Annotated in this window: 21 protein-coding genes; 14 read left to right on the top strand and 7 right to left on the bottom strand. The window is 63.3% G+C overall.

Features of this window, described 5'->3' with window-relative positions:
- Positions 1-112 precede the first annotated feature (112 nt).
- Both ABIC21_RS14690 and ABIC21_RS14685 read left to right on the top strand, forming a co-directional pair.
- Positions 113-361: a hypothetical protein gene (locus ABIC21_RS14690; protein WP_354351133.1), complete on the top strand. Its 249-nt coding sequence runs from the start codon at positions 113-115 to the stop codon at positions 359-361.
- Between the two features lie 132 nt (positions 362-493).
- Positions 494-1183 (top strand): hypothetical protein, encoded by a 690-nt coding sequence (locus tag ABIC21_RS14685; RefSeq protein ID WP_354351132.1) that lies wholly within the window; start codon positions 494-496, stop codon positions 1181-1183.
- 1796 nt (positions 1184-2979) lie between these two features.
- Here ABIC21_RS14685 and ABIC21_RS14680 read toward each other — a convergent pair.
- Both ABIC21_RS14680 and ABIC21_RS14675 read right to left on the bottom strand, forming a co-directional pair.
- The gene (locus ABIC21_RS14680; RefSeq protein ID WP_354351131.1) at positions 2980-4299 is read right to left on the bottom strand and encodes an ABC transporter permease; all 1320 of its coding nucleotides are present in this window, start codon (positions 4297-4299) and stop codon (positions 2980-2982) included.
- Between the two features lie 7 nt (positions 4300-4306).
- Positions 4307-5239 (bottom strand): ABC transporter ATP-binding protein, encoded by a 933-nt coding sequence (locus ABIC21_RS14675; RefSeq protein ID WP_354351130.1) that lies wholly within the window; start codon positions 5237-5239, stop codon positions 4307-4309.
- A 134-nt stretch (positions 5240-5373) separates the two neighbouring features.
- Between ABIC21_RS14675 and ABIC21_RS14670 the strand changes: the two genes are divergently transcribed.
- Positions 5374-6555 (top strand): MFS transporter, encoded by a 1182-nt coding sequence (locus tag ABIC21_RS14670; protein ID WP_354351129.1) that lies wholly within the window; start codon positions 5374-5376, stop codon positions 6553-6555.
- Between the two features lie 693 nt (positions 6556-7248).
- On the opposite strand, the gene ABIC21_RS14665 is transcribed toward ABIC21_RS14670, so the two are convergent.
- From ABIC21_RS14665 to ABIC21_RS14655, 3 genes are all read right to left on the bottom strand, one after another.
- Positions 7249-7551 carry a DUF4193 domain-containing protein gene (locus ABIC21_RS14665; RefSeq protein WP_354351128.1) on the bottom strand — a complete coding sequence of 101 codons (303 nt, stop codon included), beginning with the start codon at positions 7549-7551 and terminating at the stop codon, positions 7249-7251.
- A 151-nt stretch (positions 7552-7702) separates the two neighbouring features.
- Complete coding sequence (locus ABIC21_RS14660) at positions 7703-8092, bottom strand: hypothetical protein (RefSeq protein WP_354351127.1); 390 nt, start codon at positions 8090-8092, stop codon at positions 7703-7705.
- A 458-nt stretch (positions 8093-8550) separates the two neighbouring features.
- Entirely contained in the window at positions 8551-8982 is a 432-nt protein-coding gene (locus ABIC21_RS14655) for a MarR family winged helix-turn-helix transcriptional regulator (protein WP_354351126.1), read from the bottom strand.
- 367 nt (positions 8983-9349) lie between these two features.
- Here ABIC21_RS14655 and ABIC21_RS14650 point away from each other — a divergent pair, with 367 nt between their 5' ends.
- The 7 genes from ABIC21_RS14650 (at position 9350) to ABIC21_RS14620 (ending at position 15347) form a co-directional block, all read left to right on the top strand.
- Complete coding sequence (locus tag ABIC21_RS14650; RefSeq protein ID WP_354351125.1) at positions 9350-9940, top strand: signal peptidase I; 591 nt, start codon at positions 9350-9352, stop codon at positions 9938-9940.
- 34 nt (positions 9941-9974) lie between these two features.
- Entirely contained in the window at positions 9975-10637 is a 663-nt protein-coding gene (locus ABIC21_RS14645; RefSeq protein WP_354351124.1) for a TasA family protein, read from the top strand.
- Between the two features lie 11 nt (positions 10638-10648).
- Positions 10649-11239, top strand: a complete 591-nt coding sequence (locus ABIC21_RS14640) for a hypothetical protein (protein WP_354351123.1) — start codon at positions 10649-10651, stop codon at positions 11237-11239.
- Between the two features lie 308 nt (positions 11240-11547).
- Positions 11548-12162 carry a recombinase family protein gene (locus ABIC21_RS14635; protein ID WP_354351122.1) on the top strand — a complete coding sequence of 205 codons (615 nt, stop codon included), beginning with the start codon at positions 11548-11550 and terminating at the stop codon, positions 12160-12162.
- A gap of 140 nt (positions 12163-12302) precedes the next feature.
- Positions 12303-13631, top strand: a complete 1329-nt coding sequence (locus ABIC21_RS14630) for a TnsB C-terminal domain-containing protein (RefSeq protein ID WP_354351121.1) — start codon at positions 12303-12305, stop codon at positions 13629-13631.
- A complete protein-coding gene (locus ABIC21_RS14625; RefSeq protein WP_354351120.1) occupies positions 13628-14440 on the top strand; it encodes an AAA family ATPase in 813 nt (270 codons plus the stop codon). Before ABIC21_RS14630 ends, ABIC21_RS14625 begins: the two co-directional genes overlap by 4 nt.
- Positions 14441-14558: 118 nt before the next feature.
- Positions 14559-15347 (top strand): hypothetical protein, encoded by a 789-nt coding sequence (locus tag ABIC21_RS14620; protein ID WP_354351119.1) that lies wholly within the window; start codon positions 14559-14561, stop codon positions 15345-15347.
- A 460-nt stretch (positions 15348-15807) separates the two neighbouring features.
- Here ABIC21_RS14620 and ABIC21_RS14615 read toward each other — a convergent pair whose 3' ends face one another.
- Positions 15808-16242: a hypothetical protein gene (locus tag ABIC21_RS14615; protein ID WP_354351118.1), complete on the bottom strand. Its 435-nt coding sequence runs from the start codon at positions 16240-16242 to the stop codon at positions 15808-15810.
- Positions 16243-16699: 457 nt separating this feature from the next.
- On the opposite strand from ABIC21_RS14615, the gene ABIC21_RS14610 reads away from it, so the two are divergent.
- The 3 genes from ABIC21_RS14610 to ABIC21_RS14600 are packed head-to-tail and all read left to right on the top strand — an operon-like array spanning position 16700 to position 18198.
- Entirely contained in the window at positions 16700-17041 is a 342-nt protein-coding gene (locus ABIC21_RS14610) for an ArsR/SmtB family transcription factor (protein ID WP_354351117.1), read from the top strand.
- A 3-nt stretch (positions 17042-17044) separates the two neighbouring features.
- Positions 17045-17551: an SRPBCC family protein gene (locus ABIC21_RS14605; protein ID WP_354351116.1), complete on the top strand. Its 507-nt coding sequence runs from the start codon at positions 17045-17047 to the stop codon at positions 17549-17551.
- The gene (locus ABIC21_RS14600; protein ID WP_354351115.1) at positions 17551-18198 is read left to right on the top strand and encodes a dihydrofolate reductase family protein; all 648 of its coding nucleotides are present in this window, start codon (positions 17551-17553) and stop codon (positions 18196-18198) included. Before ABIC21_RS14605 ends, ABIC21_RS14600 begins: the two co-directional genes overlap by 1 nt.
- An 11-nt stretch (positions 18199-18209) precedes the next feature.
- Here the strand turns inward: ABIC21_RS14600 and ABIC21_RS14595 are convergent, their stop codons facing one another.
- Positions 18210-18734 carry a DUF2087 domain-containing protein gene (locus ABIC21_RS14595; protein ID WP_354351114.1) on the bottom strand — a complete coding sequence of 175 codons (525 nt, stop codon included), beginning with the start codon at positions 18732-18734 and terminating at the stop codon, positions 18210-18212.
- Positions 18735-19080: 346 nt separating this feature from the next.
- On the opposite strand from ABIC21_RS14595, the gene ABIC21_RS14590 reads away from it, so the two are divergent.
- Positions 19081-19707, top strand: coding sequence for a dihydrofolate reductase family protein (locus ABIC21_RS14590; protein ID WP_354351113.1), 627 nt, complete (start codon positions 19081-19083; stop codon positions 19705-19707).
- Positions 19708-19721 lie beyond the last annotated feature (14 nt).

The raw sequence follows: 19721 nt of genomic DNA, 5'->3' as shown, positions 1-19721 counted from the left end.
GTTGGTGTCCGGTAGACGAACCCGCTACGGGACACATCCGCCGGAATTATGCCCCGCGGCTAGGATCAGGGCACAACGGATGCAGCCAGTCCAAAATTGGGGGAGAAATGAAATGAAGATGGTCATTCTTGCTATAACCGCGTGGGTCCTGACTGGCGTGATCGCATTACTGGGTGTGAACGCCGGCTCCACCATTTGGTTCTACATGGAACCAGTAGTCGATACAGTGCCTGATCCGGCAAGCTATTATGTCGCCGCCGCAGCCGGCTTCCTGGCCCTGTTCCTGAGCTTGGTAGTAAGTGTCGGCGTGACTGTCCACGCAGCCCGCTGCAACGCCAGCGGAAAAGCCCGATCCATCTGACTACCATCACCGCAGACCGTCCAATTGGGCGAACCTTTACCGGACACTCCAACGGGTAACTCAGGGCCCAAATGCTCACATGCGGGAACTACCCTCCGGTCTCCGGACACGAACCGGCAGTAGCGTCGAGCTGTGAATGCTACAGAGGGCCGACAACCATGGACCTTCGCGGCGGTGTGCGTGATGGTCGCCGCGCTGACGCTCCTAATGTTTGGCCCGCTTTGGGGGTCGGTGCTCGAGCTGCTGCCTGGCTATGTTGCGGCATACCTGCTGATCGGAGTGTGCATCTTCGGTCCCGCCCGGAAGTTGCCGTCGCTGCGGCAAGCCGTGGCGTTCCTGCTGCCCGGCGCCCTGCTGGTTCCGCTGGCGCTTCTGAACCTGGGTTTCTGGGCCGGCGGCTGGCTGCTGAGCCTGCCCGCATGGGGACTCCTGCTCAGCCGGTGGACACCAGAGGACCAGTTCAAGCCTTTCCAGCTGCTGAAGTTCCTGGGGCTGATGGTGCTGGGCTTGGTGATCTTTACGTTCAACGTCATCTACCAGGTCTTTAGCCTCGGCTTGTTCCTGCTGCCAATCATTCCGCTGGCCCGGCTGGCTTACTCCGAGTACCGGGCAAGTTTACTGCAGGCGGCCGCGGAGGTCCTTCTGGCCCTAACTGCTGTCGTTCTAGCCCTGGTGATCCCCGCACCTGACGGTTCATGGTCCTCGCCCCTGACCTACGCGGGCGGAGCGGCAACCGCAGGCCTGATGATGGCGTATTGGGCCTGGGGCCTGCCGCGCCGATCTTCCCGGCTACGGCAGTTCGACAACGGGGCTATCGTCTAAGCACTGATTCTCCCGCTCCCGCTGCCCGCTAGCCGATCCATCAGCGGGAGTGCTCTTGCCACCCCCTTCTGCTCACGGATGCGGGTCCTGCGCGCCGTTACCTCCGCTCGGGTTGGGTTCCTCGGCGCCCGTCCTCAATCGTGTCGTCTCTTATGAACGACGCCCTATAGCCTCTGAAAGCTCGTTCGGAGTTTTTGATGAGACTAGGACAGCGGTACCTCCGCTGGTGTTGATACGCACGGAGGGACCCCCCACCAAGTAGCCAGTCGTCTTATTCGGCAGTATGCGCAAGCCCATTCCCTCACGAACTCCCGTAACCCGGTCGGGGGCAACCCCGGTGATCTGGTCATATGGGATGGTCGTCGTGAAGACACCCGCGACCCGAATATGCACCCCAAGCACCCCAAGGCGCACGACGGCTCGCATCAAAAAGACGGCAGTGAACAAAGCTGCAAGCAAGATCGCGAGGACCAGGCTCATCACACTCGGGATCTCAGCGCTCAACGGAACCACCACTGCGGACGTGGTGAGTAAGCCGAGAATGACCACACCCACCCGGTATGGACCTGGCATGCGTGTGAGGAATGTTAGATCCGAAACATCGTGTCCTTCGTTCACCCCACCATCGTTGCCGAAAGCGGTTCGGCCGTCCAATCAACTCACGCCCAGTCACACCGCAGGGACCGTCCACCGCACCAGCAAGAATAGGCGCCGAATTCGTCCTTCTACAGCTGCCCGTAAGCCGATCCCTTGGCGGGCGCGATTCAGTTCATTCGCCGTTGGCCGTTGCCTCGATCCAATCGACTGCTTCGTCGGAGAGAAAAATGCCCTCGGGTCCTCGGTCGCCCATCCACCAAGCGTCCGATGTCACAACGCCGCCGGCGGCCGCGATCTTGTCCACTACGTCCGCGGGGATAACGTCGCCATTGTGCGCAATTAGCCACGCCTGCGCCACGGAGTCTAGATTTTGCCACCACTCAATTGTCTTAATCCTGCAATCTTTCACCCTGGTGTGGCCGATCGGAAGTCGTCTTCATCGAGTGACGTAGGTGAACTCCCTTCCCGCTTCACGGCGTCCGTAGAACCACCGGCTTACGGGCGGTCGATACGAAGCGTATCCTTCAACCCATGGACGCCCCGCGACCTCTTCCGAACATCGGCGCTCCAGCCGTCAGGGCCCTAGCGGAGGCAGGGGTGCGGAGCTTGGATGATGCAGAGCGCATCGGCCTCGATCACCTCGCGGCGCTTCACGGAGTTGGACCGAAGGCCATTCGCCTCCTACGAGCCGCGCTCGAGCAATAGCGCACAGAAGCCGATCCCTCGCTCGCTTCGAGACGCGCGCTGCGGGCTGCACCATGGGCCAAAAAGCGCTGTGAGAACGCCGCCGTTTACCGCCGAAAGTCACCGAGACAGCTGTTCGTCAAGGCCTGCTGGGTGTCCCGCCTGCCCATGCACGAAGGGTCGTATTTGACCGGTGTCAGTGTCAGAAGTCGTCTGCCCGCGCGACGACCTTCTGTGAAGGGCACGTCGCGGCGTCAACAGTTACTCTCCGTCGCTTTACTTGGGCTAATTCCGAGAGTTTTTGATTCGTATTACTGCTAGGCCGGTTACGCTGCTCGCCGCACCGACAAAAAACGTGAGAACCAGTATCGGTCCAAGCAGCGGGGGCAGATCCGGATGATCCCACGAGAGGATCATCGATATGGTGAGCCCCGTCATTGACGTGCAGAGGGCCCACCGTAGGCATCGGCTTAGCCGGGACGTCTGAGGGTCCGTGAGCTTGTTTGGCATAGGCGTCATTTCCCGGTGGGTGTGGTGCGTTTCCGGAAGGTGCTGGCGATGGAGAGTTTGCCTGAGTACTGGATGGACCCGTAGCGGAAGAGGTGGACCGCGAGTCGGAGAATGAGGAATCCGGTGATGAAGAGTCCGGCGATGATGATCGTGGACTCAAGTGGGCTGAGGGTGCCGAAGGCGTTGCGGAGCATCGCGGTGACGGGGGCGGAGAGCGGGAAGTAGGTGAAGATCTGCACGATCAGGGCCCGGGGGTCGGAGATGATCAGGCTGATCGCGTAGAACGGGATGAAGATCATGGCCATCAGGGGCCCGAAGATGGTGCCGGCGTCTTTGGCGGTGGGCATGACCGCGCCGATGGCGACCAGGACACCGGTGAAGACGGTGAAGCCGCCCAGGAGCAGCAGCGCCCCGACGATCATGGTGCCGGGTTCGAAGCTGATGGTCGACAGGTCCAGGTCGGGGATGGCGAGTTTGTCGCGGAAGAAGATGTAGGCCGCCGCGATGGGGGTGAGGAAGACCAGGATCTGGACGAGCCCGACCATGAACAGGGCGACGACTTTGCCAGTGATCAGGGTGGTCGGGCTCAGGGTGGTGAGGATCATCTCGATGACCCGGTTTTCTTTCTCCTCCAGGGTGCTGTTGAGCATCTGATTCGAGAGCAGGAGGATCGAGACGTAGAAAATCACCAGGAACATCAGCGGCGGTATCGCGGCGCCGAACCCGCCGGTGGCCTGGCCGTCCTTGAAGGTCTCGGATTCGGTCGTCACGTCACCGCTGGCCGCGGCGGTCAGCTGCGGGGAGCCGACCGCAGTCTGGGCTGAGGCGGTGAGGAGCTGTTTGGCGACGGCGTCGTACTTGCCGTTTTCGAAGATCCCTTTATCTGTGCCGTAGACCTTCACCGGGGCCGTGGCGGGTTCGGCGGGGTAGACGAAGTACGCCTCCGTCACACCGTCTTTCACATCCTGCACGGCCTGGTCCGGGTCGGCGGCCTTCGTACCGCCCATGGCGGTTGCGATGTCCGGGATCACGAGCCCGGAGTCATCGGTGTAGGTGAAGGCCACGGCGGCGGTCTTCTGGGCGTCTGCACTGGCCGCCGTGGAGGAGTTGCTCAGGTAGATGAGCGCGAACACGATCGCCATCACGACCGGGATGGACAGCGTCGCGATCCAGAAGCCGCGCTTCTTCATCGTGCGTCCGAATTCGAAGGCCACGACGGTGCGGAGGTTGTGCCGGGCGAAAGGGCGTTTCGGCGGTGCCGGCGGGGTGGCTGGCGCCGGGGCGGGGGAGTCGGGCGGGAGTTGTGTGGATGTTTGCTGTGTCATCGGGTTCTTAGACCTCCGCCATTTCGTGGTTCTCGCCGTAGACCTTGATGAAGACCTCGTCCAGGGACGTGCGCGCGGTGGTGAAGGACCGTACAGCGACGCCGTGGTCGATGAGTTCGCGCAGGACGGCGGTTTCGTTCCCGCCGGGGCGGGGGGAGAGCTCTGCGTCGGACCCGGTATAGGTGATGATGTCGTACAGGGCCGAGGGCGGCAGGGCCCCGTCGTAGGTGAGTCGGTACACGGTGCCGCCGAATTGTTCCTGGACTTCGGCGACGGTGCCGTAGGCGCGGGAGGTGCCGTCTTTGAGCAGGATCACCCGGTCGCAGAGGCGTTCGACTTCTTCCATCTGGTGGGTGACCATGATGACGGTCGCGCCGGCGCGTTTTTGTTCCTCGATGATGTCCATGAGCAGGCGGCGGTTGACCGGGTCGAAGCCTTTGGTTGGTTCGTCCAGGATCAGCAGCTCGGGGTCGTTCATGATGGTCACGCCGAGCTGGATTTTCTGCTGCTGCCCGCCGGAGAGCTTGTCCAGCCGCGTGCTGGCTTTGTCGGCGAGGTCGACGCGTTCCAGGTAGTCCCGGGACCAGTTTTTCGCGTGGGTTTTGGTCAGGCCTTTGAGCCGGCCGAAGTACACCATGACGTCGAGGACGGACTCTTTCTTGTAGAGGCCGCGTTCCTCGGGGAGGTACCCGAGGAACGCGCCGTCCTGCGGGGCGAAGGGTTTGCCGCCGATGTGCAGTGTCCCGGCGGTCGGCTGGTAGATCCCCAGCAGCGCCCGGAGGGTGGTGGTCTTCCCGGATCCGTTGCTGCCGAGGAACCCGAAGGTTTCCCCGGCCCGGACATCGAAGGAGAGGTCCTTGATGACCGTCGTGTCCCCGAAATCCATGCGAAAGTCTTTGATGTGTACAAGCGGCTCGGCGGCCGCGTCCCCCAACGTCATGCCCACTAGCCTAACCGGCAGCGAACGGTGGGTTGTGTCCGCGTTCTGGCGCCGGTTGTGCCATCGCTGATTTGACGTGGCCGGGGGATCGGAAAAGCGGGGGAGGTTCGTGATGCCGGACTTAGGGTCGGGGCATGGGGAATGGACCGGACCGGAAGCGGGCGGCGGGCACTGCCGCGACCTTTGTTGGAGGATCCGCGGAGTTGGTGGACTTCCTGATTCCGCTGTGGGGCGAGACGCAGCTGGGCCTGGCGCCCGGCGCGATCGGCGCTCTCGTCGCTGTTGAGCTTGTTGTCTCGGTGATCGCGCGGCCGGTTTCGGGGTGGCTGGTCGACACCCGGGTGCGTACGAGGGTCGCCGCAGCGGGTGCGCTGCTGTACGCGGTGAGTTGCGGCGGCTATGCCCTGGCGTCATCGCTGCCGCTTGCCTTCGCCGCTGCTGGTGTGGGCGGTGTGGGCGGTGCGTTCTTTTGGATCGCTGTCCGGGCGATCGCGGCCGAGGACCTTGACCTGGACTCCGGCTCCATGGCCGGGATGTTGTCGTCCGAGGCGCTGGGCTCGTGGTCTTTCTGGATTCCGGCTATGGTCCTGCTGCCGCTGGTTGGCTTCGGCGGCGTCTTTGGGACCCTCTCGATCGTCTGTATCGCCGCGGCGGTTTTGTTGCTGCGCGTGCCGAGGTTCCTGGTCCCACCGCAGGGCCAGCCACCGGGCGGGATCCGGGGCGATGGCAGGCGCCTGGCCCCGCTGCTGGCTGTCGCGTCGGTGACCGCTGTCGCCGAGGCCGGGGTGTCGTTGTTGCTGCTGCTTCATCTGCAGAACGCGCTCGGGCTCGAGGTCTACCAGATTGCGCTGATCTATTTACCCGGGGGAATCGTGCTCACGGTGATGCCCCGTGTGTTGCACCGCTTTGTTGAACGTCGTGGCCGGCGGACGGGTTATGTCATCGCCTCCGTCGCGTCGGCAGGGACGGCGGCCGGTCTCTCGTTCACGCCCAGTCCGGTCGTGATTGCCGCGCTGTGGGTGCTGACGAGTGCCTCGTGGGCGATCCTGCTCCCGATCCAGCGGGCGGTCGTGGCTGAGGTGAACGGGCACCGGGTGGGCCGCGGGTTGAGCCTGCTGACAAATTTCGAGATGCTCGGCGCGGCAGCAGGGGCGCTGATCGCGGGGCTGCTGTATGAGGGTGGGTCGTGGCAGCTGTCGTGCCTGATCTTCGCGGGCATCATCCTCAGCGGAACCGTCCTGGGACCGCTTGCGCTTAGGAAGCTGGGCGTCCGCGACCGCCCGGGCCCCGATGTGGCTGTCGTGACCCGCGCGTAGTGCGGCTCGTTCCCCGGTGCGTGCCCGGACAGCACCCGTGTTCCGGCACCGCGTAGATGTACTCAGCCAGCAGGTTGGCTACATCTGCTGATGGGTTTTCTCAGGTCGAGGGCGGGACGGTACGTCAATGATGCAGGGGGACTGATGGAGAAGGCGCCGACAGAACGTTATGGCACGAGGCTGGCCGGGTGGTTGGGGATCTTCGTTTCGACGACGATTGCTGGCCCGGCGTGGTTCCGTCTCTCGGAGCGGGGCTTCAGTTGGCCTGACGCCCTGCTCCTGACAGCTGGTGCTTTCCTGTTCGTGTTTTGGGCTGTTCGGCTTGTTCTGCTCGAACGCTTGCTCCGGTCCGGTGCCGGCCGCAGCGACCGGTGATCCCGGTTCAGCAGGCTGGTCGTTCCATTGTGCTGCTGCGACGTTCCTGCACCTGGAGTGTCCCGTCTCGAACAGCGGCTCTGAGGACTCCGTAGAGGACGGAGAAGAAGGCGCCGCCCAGCCCGGTGAGGGCAATGACGTTGATAACCGGCGCGTCTACGTTGATCCTTCGCCCGGGGGGAAAGGGTTTCGGGTGAATCTCACGCATGAGGTCCGGGTTAACCCTGAAGCCCCCGGCTGAAGAGGGACCCGCCGCTGTTGATATCCACCCAGTCCCCGGGCCCGGGGTGGGTTCTCAGGCGGGTGGGTTGAGGGTGGTCAGGCTTCGCAGTCGATGCAGTAGTTGTGTCCATCTTTGGTTCGTGCGATTTGGGAGTTGTGGCGGACGAGGAAGCAGGAGTAGCAGGTGAATTCGTCCGGGGCCTGGGGGATGACCTGGATGATGAGTTCTTCGCCGGAGAGGTCGGCGCCGGGGAGTTCGACGCCGTCGACGGTGTCTGTTTCGTCCAGTTCGAGGACGACGCTGCGGGCGTCGGGGGAGTTGGCCTCTTTGAGAGCTTCGATGGAGGCGTTGCGGGATTCGGCGACGTCGGGTTTCACTTCGTCGTAGTCGGCTGCCATGGGGTGGGTTCTCTTTTCGTTTGGTGGTTTATTCGGTGTGGACCCTACCGGAAATCCGGGCCCGGCAGTCACTGGACCTGTTGGGCGAGTCGGCGCCCAGGACGAAGCGTGGAGTAGTCCGGGGTGCGGTGGGTGCGGGTACGGGGGTGCATCAGTCACGGGTGACAGTGCGGTCCTGCGGTTTGGCGTTGCGTTGCCGGTGCCATGTCATTGCCTTCGAGGTGATGAAGGCAAGAAATGCAGTGGCGGCTCCTGAGGCTCCGCCGGCGAAGCCGCCCAGAACGAAGCCGATTCCACGCAGATCGAGTCCCCGGCCCGAGGAGAAGTAGGGGTCAAACGATGGCGGGAACATCCGCGCGGCGAGGACGCCGGCGAACATTGCGTAGAGAATAGATGCGCCAATCCCGCCGAAGAGATAGCGGGACATCTGCCGGGGGCCGGATGACCGTCTGTGGATGAGAACACCGAGCACAACAAGCGCCGCCGCGGGGAAGATGGAGAGCGCCCAAAAGCCGAGGAGTTCCAGGCCGTCGTACGTCATTGAATGTCGTCACCGTCTTCCGTTTGGGGGCGAGCTTACGGCCATTCCCGCCGGGATGTGGAGATGGGCAACCGACGGGGAATCTGTGCCGCCGGTGACTTTTGCGGCCGCATCGCCAACAGGACGGGATGTTCGTCTTTGTTGCCGGGCCGGCGGGTTTGTGTCGGACCACAGTGGCTGGAGGCTGTGCAGGATCGTCGGTCACTGGAGGTGACGTGCGGAGCCGTGGTGACCTGGCGATGGTGTGCAGGCGGTTCGTTGGGTCCGGTCGTCCACGTGGGTGCGGGAAAAGCCCGAAGGAGATTGCTTTTGCCGTGCCCATGATGCTCCTATAGGCGTCAAATCGGGTTCTTGGCCCCTAACCAGTGAGGGGAAGATCCACGTCTGCCGTCCCTTGTGTGGGGGTTCAGTCGGGTAGGCGAACCTCTGCAGCGCCGAACGCCGATGCGGGGTGGGTTTTAGCTGGTTGTCTCGTCGGGTGCTCCGGCGGCGGCGAGGAGCCGTTGCCCGATGCTTTCGAGAAATGTGCTGATATCGGCGATGGTTTCATTGGAGGATCCGGCGAGGACGGCCGCTGCCGCTTCGGAGAAGTGTTCGGTTGACCATTGCATCGCGTGCGTCCCTGCCGGGCTGAGCTGCAGGAGGAGGCTGCGCCGGTCCGTGGGGTGGGGTTTGCGGACCATGAAACCCTTGGATTCCAGGCGGTCCAGCATGGCGGTTACGGACCCGGTGGTGATGTTCAGGGCGGCGGCGAGGGCCTTGGGTGTTACGCCGTCAGTTTCTCCGACAAATGCCATGGCGTTGATGTCGATGGTGCTGATTCCCAGCTGGCTGGCCAGGCGCATCCTGAGTGCATACGTGCCCACATCAACAAGGCGCAGGCCTTGCATCACCCGCGCCAAATCCTTCCGGGGGGTCGTCCCCGGTTGTTCCCCGGTGTGTTCTGTCATGTCTAACTCTCGCTCCGGATCATATCTATCTATTTGGTTCCGCACTGCCTGGTTGCCACCTCGAGAATGCCGCTCCGCAGTGGTCCACGACTAATCTGCCTTAAGGATACTTATCAAGTTACTTTACTGTCAAGCTATGTTGAGCAGCGTCCGCGGAGGATGAAACCCTTGTTCTCAGGCCGATCGCCAGCCTTGAATCTAGCTTTGCTACCCAGTAGCTTGAAAAACAAGTAAAAGTAATATAGCTTTACTTTATTGGTTCCGACAGCGGGACTGGTGCAAGGTCTCAACGAAGGGATTCGTCCGCATGGACGCTTCATTCAGCTTGGACACGGATTCCCGCCGGGGGGCGCGGAACCGTGGATTTCGCTCCGTACTGCATGTACTGGGCATGATCGCCGCCACAACCGTCACCCTGGTGTGCCTGGGCGTCGGCGTCGTGGCGCCGTTGCTTCACATCGGCTTCTCTCCGGTCCTGACGGCAAGCATGGTGCCGGCTTACGCCCCGGGGGACCTGCTGATCACCGCGCCCCAGGACGTGACTGGTCTGCGTCCGGGCGAGATTGCAGTTTTCACGCCCCCCGGGGAATCCGTCCCGTTTGCCCACCGCATCACCGCCATCGCCGGCACTGCGGCACAGCCGGTGCTCACCACCAAGGGTGACGCGAATCCGGCCCCGGATCATTGGCGGGCCACGTTGGATCAGGCACAGGTTCCCGTCGTCGTGGCCACCGTCCCGGCCGTTGGGACCGTTCTGCTCTGGATCCAGGGCCCGGTACAGCGTGCCCTCCTGACCGCCTTGTTTGGTCTGATGGTGACCGGGGCCGCCGTGCTCTGGATTCTCCGCGAACCAACAGCATCCCCCGGCAGCGCAAGCTCTGCCGTCCCCGCTCTCTAAAATCACCCGTCACCCTCTCCCGTAAGGATCCGTCATGTCTGCTGCCACCACCCGCACCGCCCGCACCACCCGCCTTCCCCGCGCCCGCCTGATCGCTGCCTTCGCCGTCGCGGCCACCGGTCTGGCCATCACCGGTGGCGGTGTGTACGCGGCGTTGACCGCCAACGCCACCAACACCACCGCCCAGAACGCAACCTCCGGCACCCTGAGCCTGACCATGGGCAACAACGGCGCCGGATTCGGCCAGGCCGTCTCCAACCTCGTCCCCGGTGACGTCGTGAACAGGTACATCACCTTGACCCAGGGCACGGTCCTGGACGGCAAAGACATCACCCTGGCCGTCGCCGATGCCACCCCGACCCTCCTCACCACCAGCGCCACAAAGGGACTGCGTGCCACCGTCACCCAGTGCTCGGTCGCCTGGGTCCCCGGAACCGGCGCCGGGACCTGCAGCGGAACCCCCACCGTCCTGCTGGCCAGCACGCCACTGAGCACGCTCGCCTCCCCGGCAGCGGTAAAGGCCGGGGTTAACGCCGCCGGTTCTGTCCTGAACCTGCAGGTCTCCCTGACCCTCCCGGACCAGGCCGAAACCACCACCAACGGAATCACTCCCGCGGGCACCATCCAGGGCCTGTCTTCTGCACTGACCTGGACGTTCTCCGAATCCCAGCGCACCGCCACGACCACCGGAAGCTAAGCTGCGTGGACGTGCGCACTCACACCGGCAGGGCGGGGGCCGTCGTTGCGGCCGCCGCCCTGCTGGTGTGCACGTCCACACCGGCCGAGGCTGCCACAACCGCGAAGGCATCCTCGGTTTCCCAGGCCGTGAGCAGCGGCACCTGGGGCGCCGTCGCGACCCTGAGCCCCGCCCCTTACGGACCCGGCCCCCTGACACTCACGTTCGCTAACAATGGCAACCCCGCGCAGCCCTCGTTCACGCCCCAGTACTTCACCGTCGGCAACACCGGCACACTGCCCCTCACACGGGCCGGGTACACCGGAACGGCGGATGCCCCGTCGACCGTGCAGTTCATTATCGAGTCCTGCAGCACCGGGTGGGTTGAAGAACAGGACGTGTGCCAGGGCGGAACACCGTCCACGGTCCTGGAAGCAGGATTCGGGTCCCCCGCGGACCCGGTTACTTCCGCCACCGTCCCGGCGGTTCCCGGCACATCCATCCGGCTCAGGGCACGAATCGAAACCACCGGTAACGTACCGAAGAAGTCCACGTCCACGCTGACCATCGACGTCACAGTCACCCGCGCCCAGGTCAGGGCCGCAACGAGGACCGGGAGCTGACCCAACTACGCATCATCGGCGGACCTTCGCTCGACGTGACTGTGCGGGGATCAACAAAGTGCCGTATCTCCTCTCGGTTGACTACGAGATCCTTGCACGGCGGTACCGGGGAGCATGGCTCGTTCACCCATCCCCATACAGACATGTGGTGGTCTTGCAGCCGAGTGTGGACACTCCGTGCAGACGACTTCGGAAAGTGACAGCGTTCAAAAGATTCGGTGGACTCCCGAATTTTGTAGCGGAACCCAGTGTCGGTTTCTATGTTGCGGTTCTTCCCATGGTTGACGGGTATTGGTACATTTGCGCGCATGGGACATCTGTTGGGCTACGCCCGGGTATCGACCGCGGACCAGGACGCGGCCCTCCAGCAGGACGCGTTGAAGGCGGCCGGCTGTTACCGCATTTTCACGGACACGGCGTCCGGCTCCCTGGAGTCCCGCCCGGAACTGACGAAGGTCCTGGACCAACTCCGGCCCGGTGACACGCTGGTGGTATGGAGGCTGGATCGCCTCGGCCGGTCCATCCGGCACTTGATTGATCAGTTGGCTGGCCTGCAGGAACGCGGCATCGGATTCCGCTCCCTGCAGGAAGCGATAGATACCACGTCTTCAGGTGGGCGGCTCGTCTTCCACGTATTCGCCGCCCTGGCGGAGTTCGAACGGGATCTGATCCGTGAACGGACCAACGCAGGCCTCCATGCAGCACGGGCACGCGGGCGCTCCGGCGGCAGGCCCGCCCTGCTGACCAAGGACAAACTCCGGACTGCACGGCGGCTTTACGAGCAGCAGGAGATGACGGTTGAGAAGATCGGTGAGGTCCTCGGCGTCAGCCGCGCCACCGTTTACCGCGCACTCCGGCGCGAGCCGGTCCCTGCTGCGCCGCGGCGGCGGCGGTCACCCGCAACAGAGAACACAGTGCGGTGACTGTCGGAGGCAGCAGTACCCCGACGGGGGATGCTGCCTCCACGCCTGAGCAGACGGCATTGATGCGCTGGCAAATCCTGTGCCGGCATATCGAAGACGGCGTGCCACTGACGACCCTCGCCGCACTCGAAGGCATAGGAATGAGGACACTGCAGCGCTGGCACGCGGCGCACAAACGCGGCGGCATCGCCGGACTCGCCACAGCAAACCGCGGGACCACCCAACGCAGGAGCACTCCCGAGTTGGTCGCACTTGTCGAAGGGCTGGCTCTGCTGAAACCGCGCCTGCCCGTGGCCACCATCGCCCGCAAGACCAACCGCGTCGCCGCGGACCACGACTGGCCGCCGCTCTCATACAGCACGGTCCGTTCAATCGCCACGGGCCTTGACCCCGGCATGAGAACCCTCGCGCAGCAGGGAGCGGTCGCCTACCGGGACACCTATGAACTGGCCTGGCGGCACCGGGCCAAGCGCGCCAACGCCATCTGGCAGGCAGACCACACCGAACTGGACATCCTCGTCCTGGACGCGAACCTGAAGCCCGGGCGCCCGTGGCTCACCACGATCCTTGACGACTACTCCCGCGCAGTCTGCGGCTACATGCTCTTCCTCGGAGCACCGTCAGCTATGAACACAGCGCTGGCACTGCGACAGGCCATCTGGCCCAAAGCCCGGGCAGAGTGGCCCATGTGCGGGATCCCCGACACCCTCTACGTCGACCATGGGTCGGATTTCACCAGCAACCATCTGGCCCAGACGGCGAAGGACCTGCACTTCGAAATCATCTACTCAACCATTGCCAGACCCCAAGGGCGGGGCAAGATCGAACGGTTCTTCGGCAGCGTGAATACCGAGCTGTTGACCGAACTGCCCGGACACCTGACCCGCGGACACCCGCCTCCGGCGCCGGTGCTGACCCTAAAAGAGCTGGACACGGCCATCTGCCGTTTCATCACGGAGAACTACCACCAACGCGAGCACCCCGAGATCAAAGACACCCCGCATCATGCCTGGGTAGGCGACGGCTGGCTGCCCAGGCTCCCGGCAACCATGGACGAACTGAATCTATTGCTGCTGACCGTGGCCAAACCCCGGATCGTCCACCGCGACGGCGTGCACTTCCAGGGGCTCAGATACGTCTCGCCACTCCTGGCCGCCTACGTCCGAGAACCCGTCATTGTCCGCTACGACCCGCGGGACATCACCGAGATCCGCGTCTTCCACAAGAACCAGTTCATCTGCCGGGCCGTGGACCCTGACCACGAAACCTCCACTCTCACTTTGAAAGACATCCAGGCCGCGCGATCGGCCCGCCGTCGGGAACTGCGCGGACAAATCAACCAGCGCATCGCCGTCGTGGCCCGGCACCTGCCGGACCTGGCGTCAACGAAACCGACTCCCGCCCCGGACGCTGTTGATCAGCCCAAGAAGCGCCCAAAGCTACGCACCTACCTGGAGGACGGCCAATGACTGCACCGAGCTTCATCGCCACGAAAGAGCACCGCCGGTTCGCTGAATTCGCGGACGCGGTGCGCCACCAGCACACCATCGGCATCTGCTACGGCCAGGCCGGAATCGGCACGACCCTCTCCGCCAGGCGCTACGCAAACTGGCACAAGGCAGAGAACCTCCTGGAACAGTGGGGTCCCCGGGACGATTCTGACTACCAGATCTATGCAGCCCTGGCCCGGGCACGCACCGTCTTCTACACCCCTGCCGTGCTCACCTCGCCGAAACAGATCCATGCCGAACTCGAGCACGTCAGCACCCGCGTATCGATCTGCGTTGACCAGCATCTGGAAAAGATCGGCAAGAAGACAGGACCACCGACCCGCACCGGCAAGCATGTGGAGCTGCTCATCATTGACGAATCCGAGCGGCTCAACGCCACGGCACTTGAACTCCTGCGTGACCGCTACGACCGGGACAACATAGCCCTGATCCTGATCGGCATGCCAGGGATTGAAAAATGGTTCAGCCGCTACGCGCAGCTCTACAGCAGGGTCGGCTTCGCCCACGAATACCGCCCACTGGCCCAGGAAGAACTGAACTTCGTTTTGGAGCGCCGATGGCACAAACTCGGTCAGACCCTGGACCCGGAAGATTTCACCGATGCCCAGGCCATCGCTGCCGTTGCCCGGATTACCCGAGGCAACTTCCGCCTCATCGACCGGCTCTTCACCCAAGTCGAACGAGTCATGAAAATCAATGAACTCAGCACCATCACCGACGACGTCATTGAAGCCGCACGCTCGACCCTCGTCATCGGAATCAGCTAAAACCGCCAAACCGAACTGCGAAAGCCGCCAATCCGAACCAACAGTCACACCTTCCCTCCACTGTCAGTTCTCGGGGTTGTATGCACGGCATTACGCCGGCCGAGAGGATAATGCCTGAATGAGCGACGAACGGCGGAGAAGCAGCTTGGAGCTGAACCCGGCGCTTGGACATCTTCAGGTGCCCGCGAGTGATCGCTGCTGGTGGTGCGGCGACGTGGCGACTACCGAAGAACACAGAATCAAGGCTTCCACGCTTCGTCGGGTAGCCAGGTTGGGCGACGGCACCGTCGCACCGGGCAACGTCTTTAAAAAGAGTTCTGACTACGAGGCGACACTTCGCAGCCTCAACAAGGGCACTCAAGTACGTTGGCGTAAGAACCTTTGCGGCAATTGCAACAACGCCAAAAGTCAGCCGTTCGACCGCGCCTATGACGATTTTGAACTTTTCCTCGTCGAGCACATCGACGTGATGTCCACTTGGGAACGGATTGATTGGCAAACGGTCTACAGCTCTGGTTGGCGAGAAAAGTCGCGGAACCTTGCCCGCTACTTCGGCAAGCAACTTGGGTGCATGTTGGCTACCCATCAGCTGCAGGTACCTGCGGAGCTGATTGAATTCCTAAATGGGGCAGACCGTTGCCCGTCAACGGGATTCAGGCTCTACATCAATCCCCGCGCCGTTGATTTTCATAGGCAGATGCGTAGTGATGGGTCTGCAGACGGCTTATCCGGTTTCGTTGGATTGCTCGACTCAACTGCCTACCAAACCGAAGGTGTGTTCTCTGGAATCGACTACGGCTATCACATTGGGTATCTATGGTTCCTTGCCCAGTGGCGAGCCGGAGCCGACATTGATTCATGGTTTGAAGACCAGGCGGTAGACCTTCCGCGACTTTCCAAGGGATAGACGCTGATCTAGTCCTGTCGCACCCCATCGTTAATTCGCAATGCCCGTGCATGGTGCATGCCTGCGCATGAGGCGGTTAGGGCACTGCCGCGCAGGGATCGGACCCTTGCTCATCGCCGGCTGAACAGCCCGTCAATTTCTATATGCGCACCTCGGGTAGCCGGCTGTCTTGAAACCCTTGGGAAACGAGATGTTTCAACGAGTGAACAGTTGCCTCACTTGCACGGTCACAGATTTTCGGTGGAATTCTGGACGTGCTGTGGCAAGGGCAATTCTCGTAACTATGTCTTGCAACCTTCAGGCAAAAATCGAGTACTCATCGTTAGTTATGAGGCACGTGAGCGCGCGTAAGCCCAGAACGGAACGAAAAGGCCACGCGCGTTGAATCCAACGTGCGGGGCCGTCATGCCCTGAAAAACACTGGCATGCGTCTGCGCTCAGCCAGTTCGTTAGCCGTCATTTATGGCACTCCGGCGGCGGCCTCGGCTACCGTCAACGTTTCGCAGAATGCTGCGACGGCAGACTGGTAGTTCGCCGTGTTGCCTTCTGACTTTGCCTGATCGGCCGTCCGCATTGCCCTGATCATGGCCGCGGTAGCGGGGAACGCAGTATCGGACATCGCCGGAAAGTCGAACTGCAGTTGCGGATCGACCTCATAGGCCAGCCACCGGCTCTTGAGAAGTTCGTGCCGCGCAGCAGCGGCGCTAAAGGCCCGAGTGCCAACCAATGACAGCCCAGTCAGGCTTCCAGCGGCCAGGCCGGCGGTCTCCTCCGCAGTCCGGGACGCCTCTAGCTGGCGCTGCAGCGCCTGCGTGGCCCCCAGCCCTCCGGCGTCTTTGAGCCGGTGCTGTAGGACCATGTTGTTCTCGTAAACCCGGATTTCCTCCGGGGCCATACTGTCCAGCTCCGTTGCGCTTTTGCTGACCACATCGGCTGGGCCTCTCCGACTGGCGATACTGCTGACCGGGACTGGGAACAGGTACTTGCCCCCCAAGAAGCCCCCGAGCATAACGCCCAAGACAGCCCAATCCGGTAAGCCCGCTGAGCCTGTCGACTCGGCAACAAAAAGGCGCCCAAGTTGGTTATGGCCTGGCCCGTGGTGAATGTCAGCCGGGTCTTTCCGAAGCGCCTCACCCTGCGGTGCGTGGTGAGCTGCTGGTAGTGAAATGAACGGGCTTTGGCGATCCAATCGCGTGCTCGGTTCACCAGTTGCGGGCTGTCAGTCATGAGCACGAGGATTCCGCGGTCGACGCGGACACCCGGCAGGGGTTGCTGCCCGGCCTGTACCCGGTCCATCAAGACGCCGGTTCAGGGGTATTGACGCATTCCTATATGGGTATACGATGGCTGGTATGGCACGAGCATCGACGACGTCGGACGTCTTCAACGCGATCGCCGAGCCGCAGCGCCGGGAGATCCTGATGCTGTTGCGGGCGGGCGAGCGGCCGGTGACCGAGTTGTCCCGGGAGCTGGGGATATCCCAGCCGGGGGCATCCAAACACCTGCGGGTGCTCCGAGAGGTCGGGCTGGTGCGGGACCGCAAGGCAGGCAAGCAGCGCCTCTACGACCTGGACGCCCGCGGGCTGCGAGCGGTTCACGAGTGGACCGGCGGGTTCGAGCAGTTCTGGAACGAGAGCTTCGGCCGGCTGGACGCGTACGTCCAGGACCTGAAGCAGGCAAGGCGGGAGGAGTAGGTGATGAGCGAGATGGGACGAGGGGCGCCGGCGCAGTCCGCGACGGCCGACCGGGAGATCGTCATCTCCCGGCTCATCGACGCCCCACGAGAGCTGGTGTTCGAGGCATTCACCGAGGTGCGGCACTTGTCGCAGTGGTGGGGACCGGAGGGGTTCACAACTACCACGCGCGCCTTCGAGTTCCGGGTCGGCGGGGAGTGGGACTTCGTGATGCACGGGCCGGACGGGACCGACTACCAGGAGTGGATCACCTGGACCGAGATCGCCCCGCCGGAGCGGATTGCGATGCTCCACGGTGAGTCCCGCGGCGACCCGAATGCCTTCACGTCGGTCCTGACGTTCGTGCCCGACGGTGCGGCGACCCGGATCGAGATGCGCACGGTGTTCCCCACCAAGGATCTGCGCGACGAGGCGGTCGAGAAGTACCACGCGATCGAGGGCGGCCAGCAGACCCTGAGCAACCTGGCTGCCTACGTCACCGAGATCGTCCGCAAAGGGGCTGAGGGCTGATGGCGGGGAAGGTGTTCTTCAGTGTTTCGATGTCGCTGGACGGTTACATCGCGCCCGATTCCCCCGAGGAACTGATGGGGCAGCAGTGGATGGAACTGCAGCAGTGGATCTTCCCGACGCGGTTTCTCCGGGAGAACCTGAAGCTCGGCGCGGGCGGCGAGGAAGGGCGCGACAACGACATCGTGCGGCAGACGTTCGAGCGCACCGGCGCGAGCGTCATGGGCAAGCGAATGTTCGACGCCGGCGAGCACGCATGGCCCGAAGAGGCGCCGTTCCACACGCCGGTCTTCGTCGTGACGCACGAGAAGCGCGACCCATGGGAGCGGCCGGGCGGGACGACGTTCCACTTCGTCAACGACGGCATCGAGTCCGCGCTTGACCAGGCCCGCGGGGCTGCCGGCGACCGCGACGTCCGCGTCGCGGGCGGCGGCGCAACGGTGCTGGAGTACGTGAACGCCGGCCTGATCGACGAGTTCTCGATCGCGCTCTCACCCGTGCTGTTCGGGTCCGGGATCCGCCTGTTCGAGGGCGTGGACGCGGGCCGCGTGGCTCTGGAGCCGGTGCGTTCGGAGTCGACGCAGCGGGTGACCCACCTGACCTACGCGGTCCACGTTCGGCGTCGAACGCCCCGGCCGGCGGGCCGGTGACAGATCCAGGCCTACGTTCCGTCGTGCCGCCGGTAGGAGGAGCCGGAGGGCGTCCGTTCCAGTAGTCCGAAGTCGATCATGTAGCGGCGCAGCATCACGACATCATCGGTATAACTGAGGAACCGTTCGTTTACCTGCCTTTCCGTTAGCTGTTCTCCCGGCTCGATGGCTTCGCTGACTAGCCAAGCCAGGAGCTCCCGCCGCTCCGCTTTGTTGGCTGGATACCTCTCGATCCTGCCCAAGCGCATGAAGCGAGCCACTCCGGTCTGCGCCTGTCGCCGGGGTTGCTGAGTGAGCAGGTCGCGGAAGATCGCCTCAGACGCCACCAGTCCGTTGGCAGCATCCCGTTCAACAAGCCCTGACTCAAGCAGGGCGGCGATGGCCCGGTTCCGCCGTCGCTCATTCAGGCCAGCAGCCACGTCGGATAGCCTGGCGCCCAGCACGATTTGCGCGTAGGCGGTCCGCGCGTCGTTGTTGGCGAGGGCAGCCACCACCCGCCGCCAGTGCGGTCCGCCCAGCCTCGTCCATCCGGTCACAGCATTTTCCTCACTCTGCGTCTGCCCCGCCTGTGCTTGTCACCGCGGGCTTGGTCAACAGGCAAGATGGTAGTCGTGCGCAGGTGTGACGGACAGGGTCGGCCGACGGCACAAATGCTGTTTGACTGCGAAGGCGATCGCTGAACAAGCCTTCCCTGACGAGATGACAATCGTTCAGCGCAGGGTCGTTGTTTCGGCGCCGGCCCTCAGCCATGATTTACCCATCACTGAGTCCAGGCTGAATCTGGCCCTGCCACCTTCCGAGGGCAGACGCGAACTCAACGTTTAGCCATTCCATTCGGTGTCTGCGTTGCAGAGCCCAACCGTAGTCTGCAGGGAGAAGTCCATGAAGCTGACATTAACCGAGTTCGTGAGCCTCGACGGCGTATCGCAGGGCCCGGGATCGCCTGAGGAAGACACCAGCGACGGGTTTACCCGGGGTGGATGGCTTGTCCCGTACATGGACCAAACATTCATCCGTCAAGCCGCGGAATGGCTCGGCCAGGCCGACGGGCTCTTGCTCGGCCGACGCACGTACGACGCTTTCGCGAGGGACTGGCCCCAGATCACAGATCCGAATGATCCCTTCACCGTGCTCATGAACAGCCTGCCCAAATTCGTCGCCTCGCGCACCTTGACTGTGGGCACCTGGAATCCGACGACGATCCTCTCCGCCGACGTCGCAGCCCAGGTCGCAGAACTCAAACGGCAACCCGGACGGGAACTCCAGATCCACGGAAGCGCCCGGCTGGCCCAATCCCTGCTGGCGGCAGAGCTGATCGACGAGTTCCGGATCGTGGTCGCTCCCGTCATTGTCGGTGTCGGCCGCCGCCTCTTCCCCGACGGCGGCCCGTCCGTGGGACTCCGCCTCGTCAGTAGTCAGACCACCCCTGGCGGACTCACCCTTCAGGTCTATGAACGAGCTGGACTCCCCACCTACGCGACCTACACGGGCGTCTCAGATCTGCCCTAAGTTGCAGAACATGG

Origin of the sequence: Pseudarthrobacter sp. PvP090 (assembly GCF_040547365.1) — a bacterium.
GTDB lineage: Bacteria > Actinomycetota > Actinomycetes > Actinomycetales > Micrococcaceae > Arthrobacter.
The sequence above is the reverse complement of the archived record's forward strand: the minus strand, read 5'-3'. Positions and strand labels throughout refer to the sequence as shown.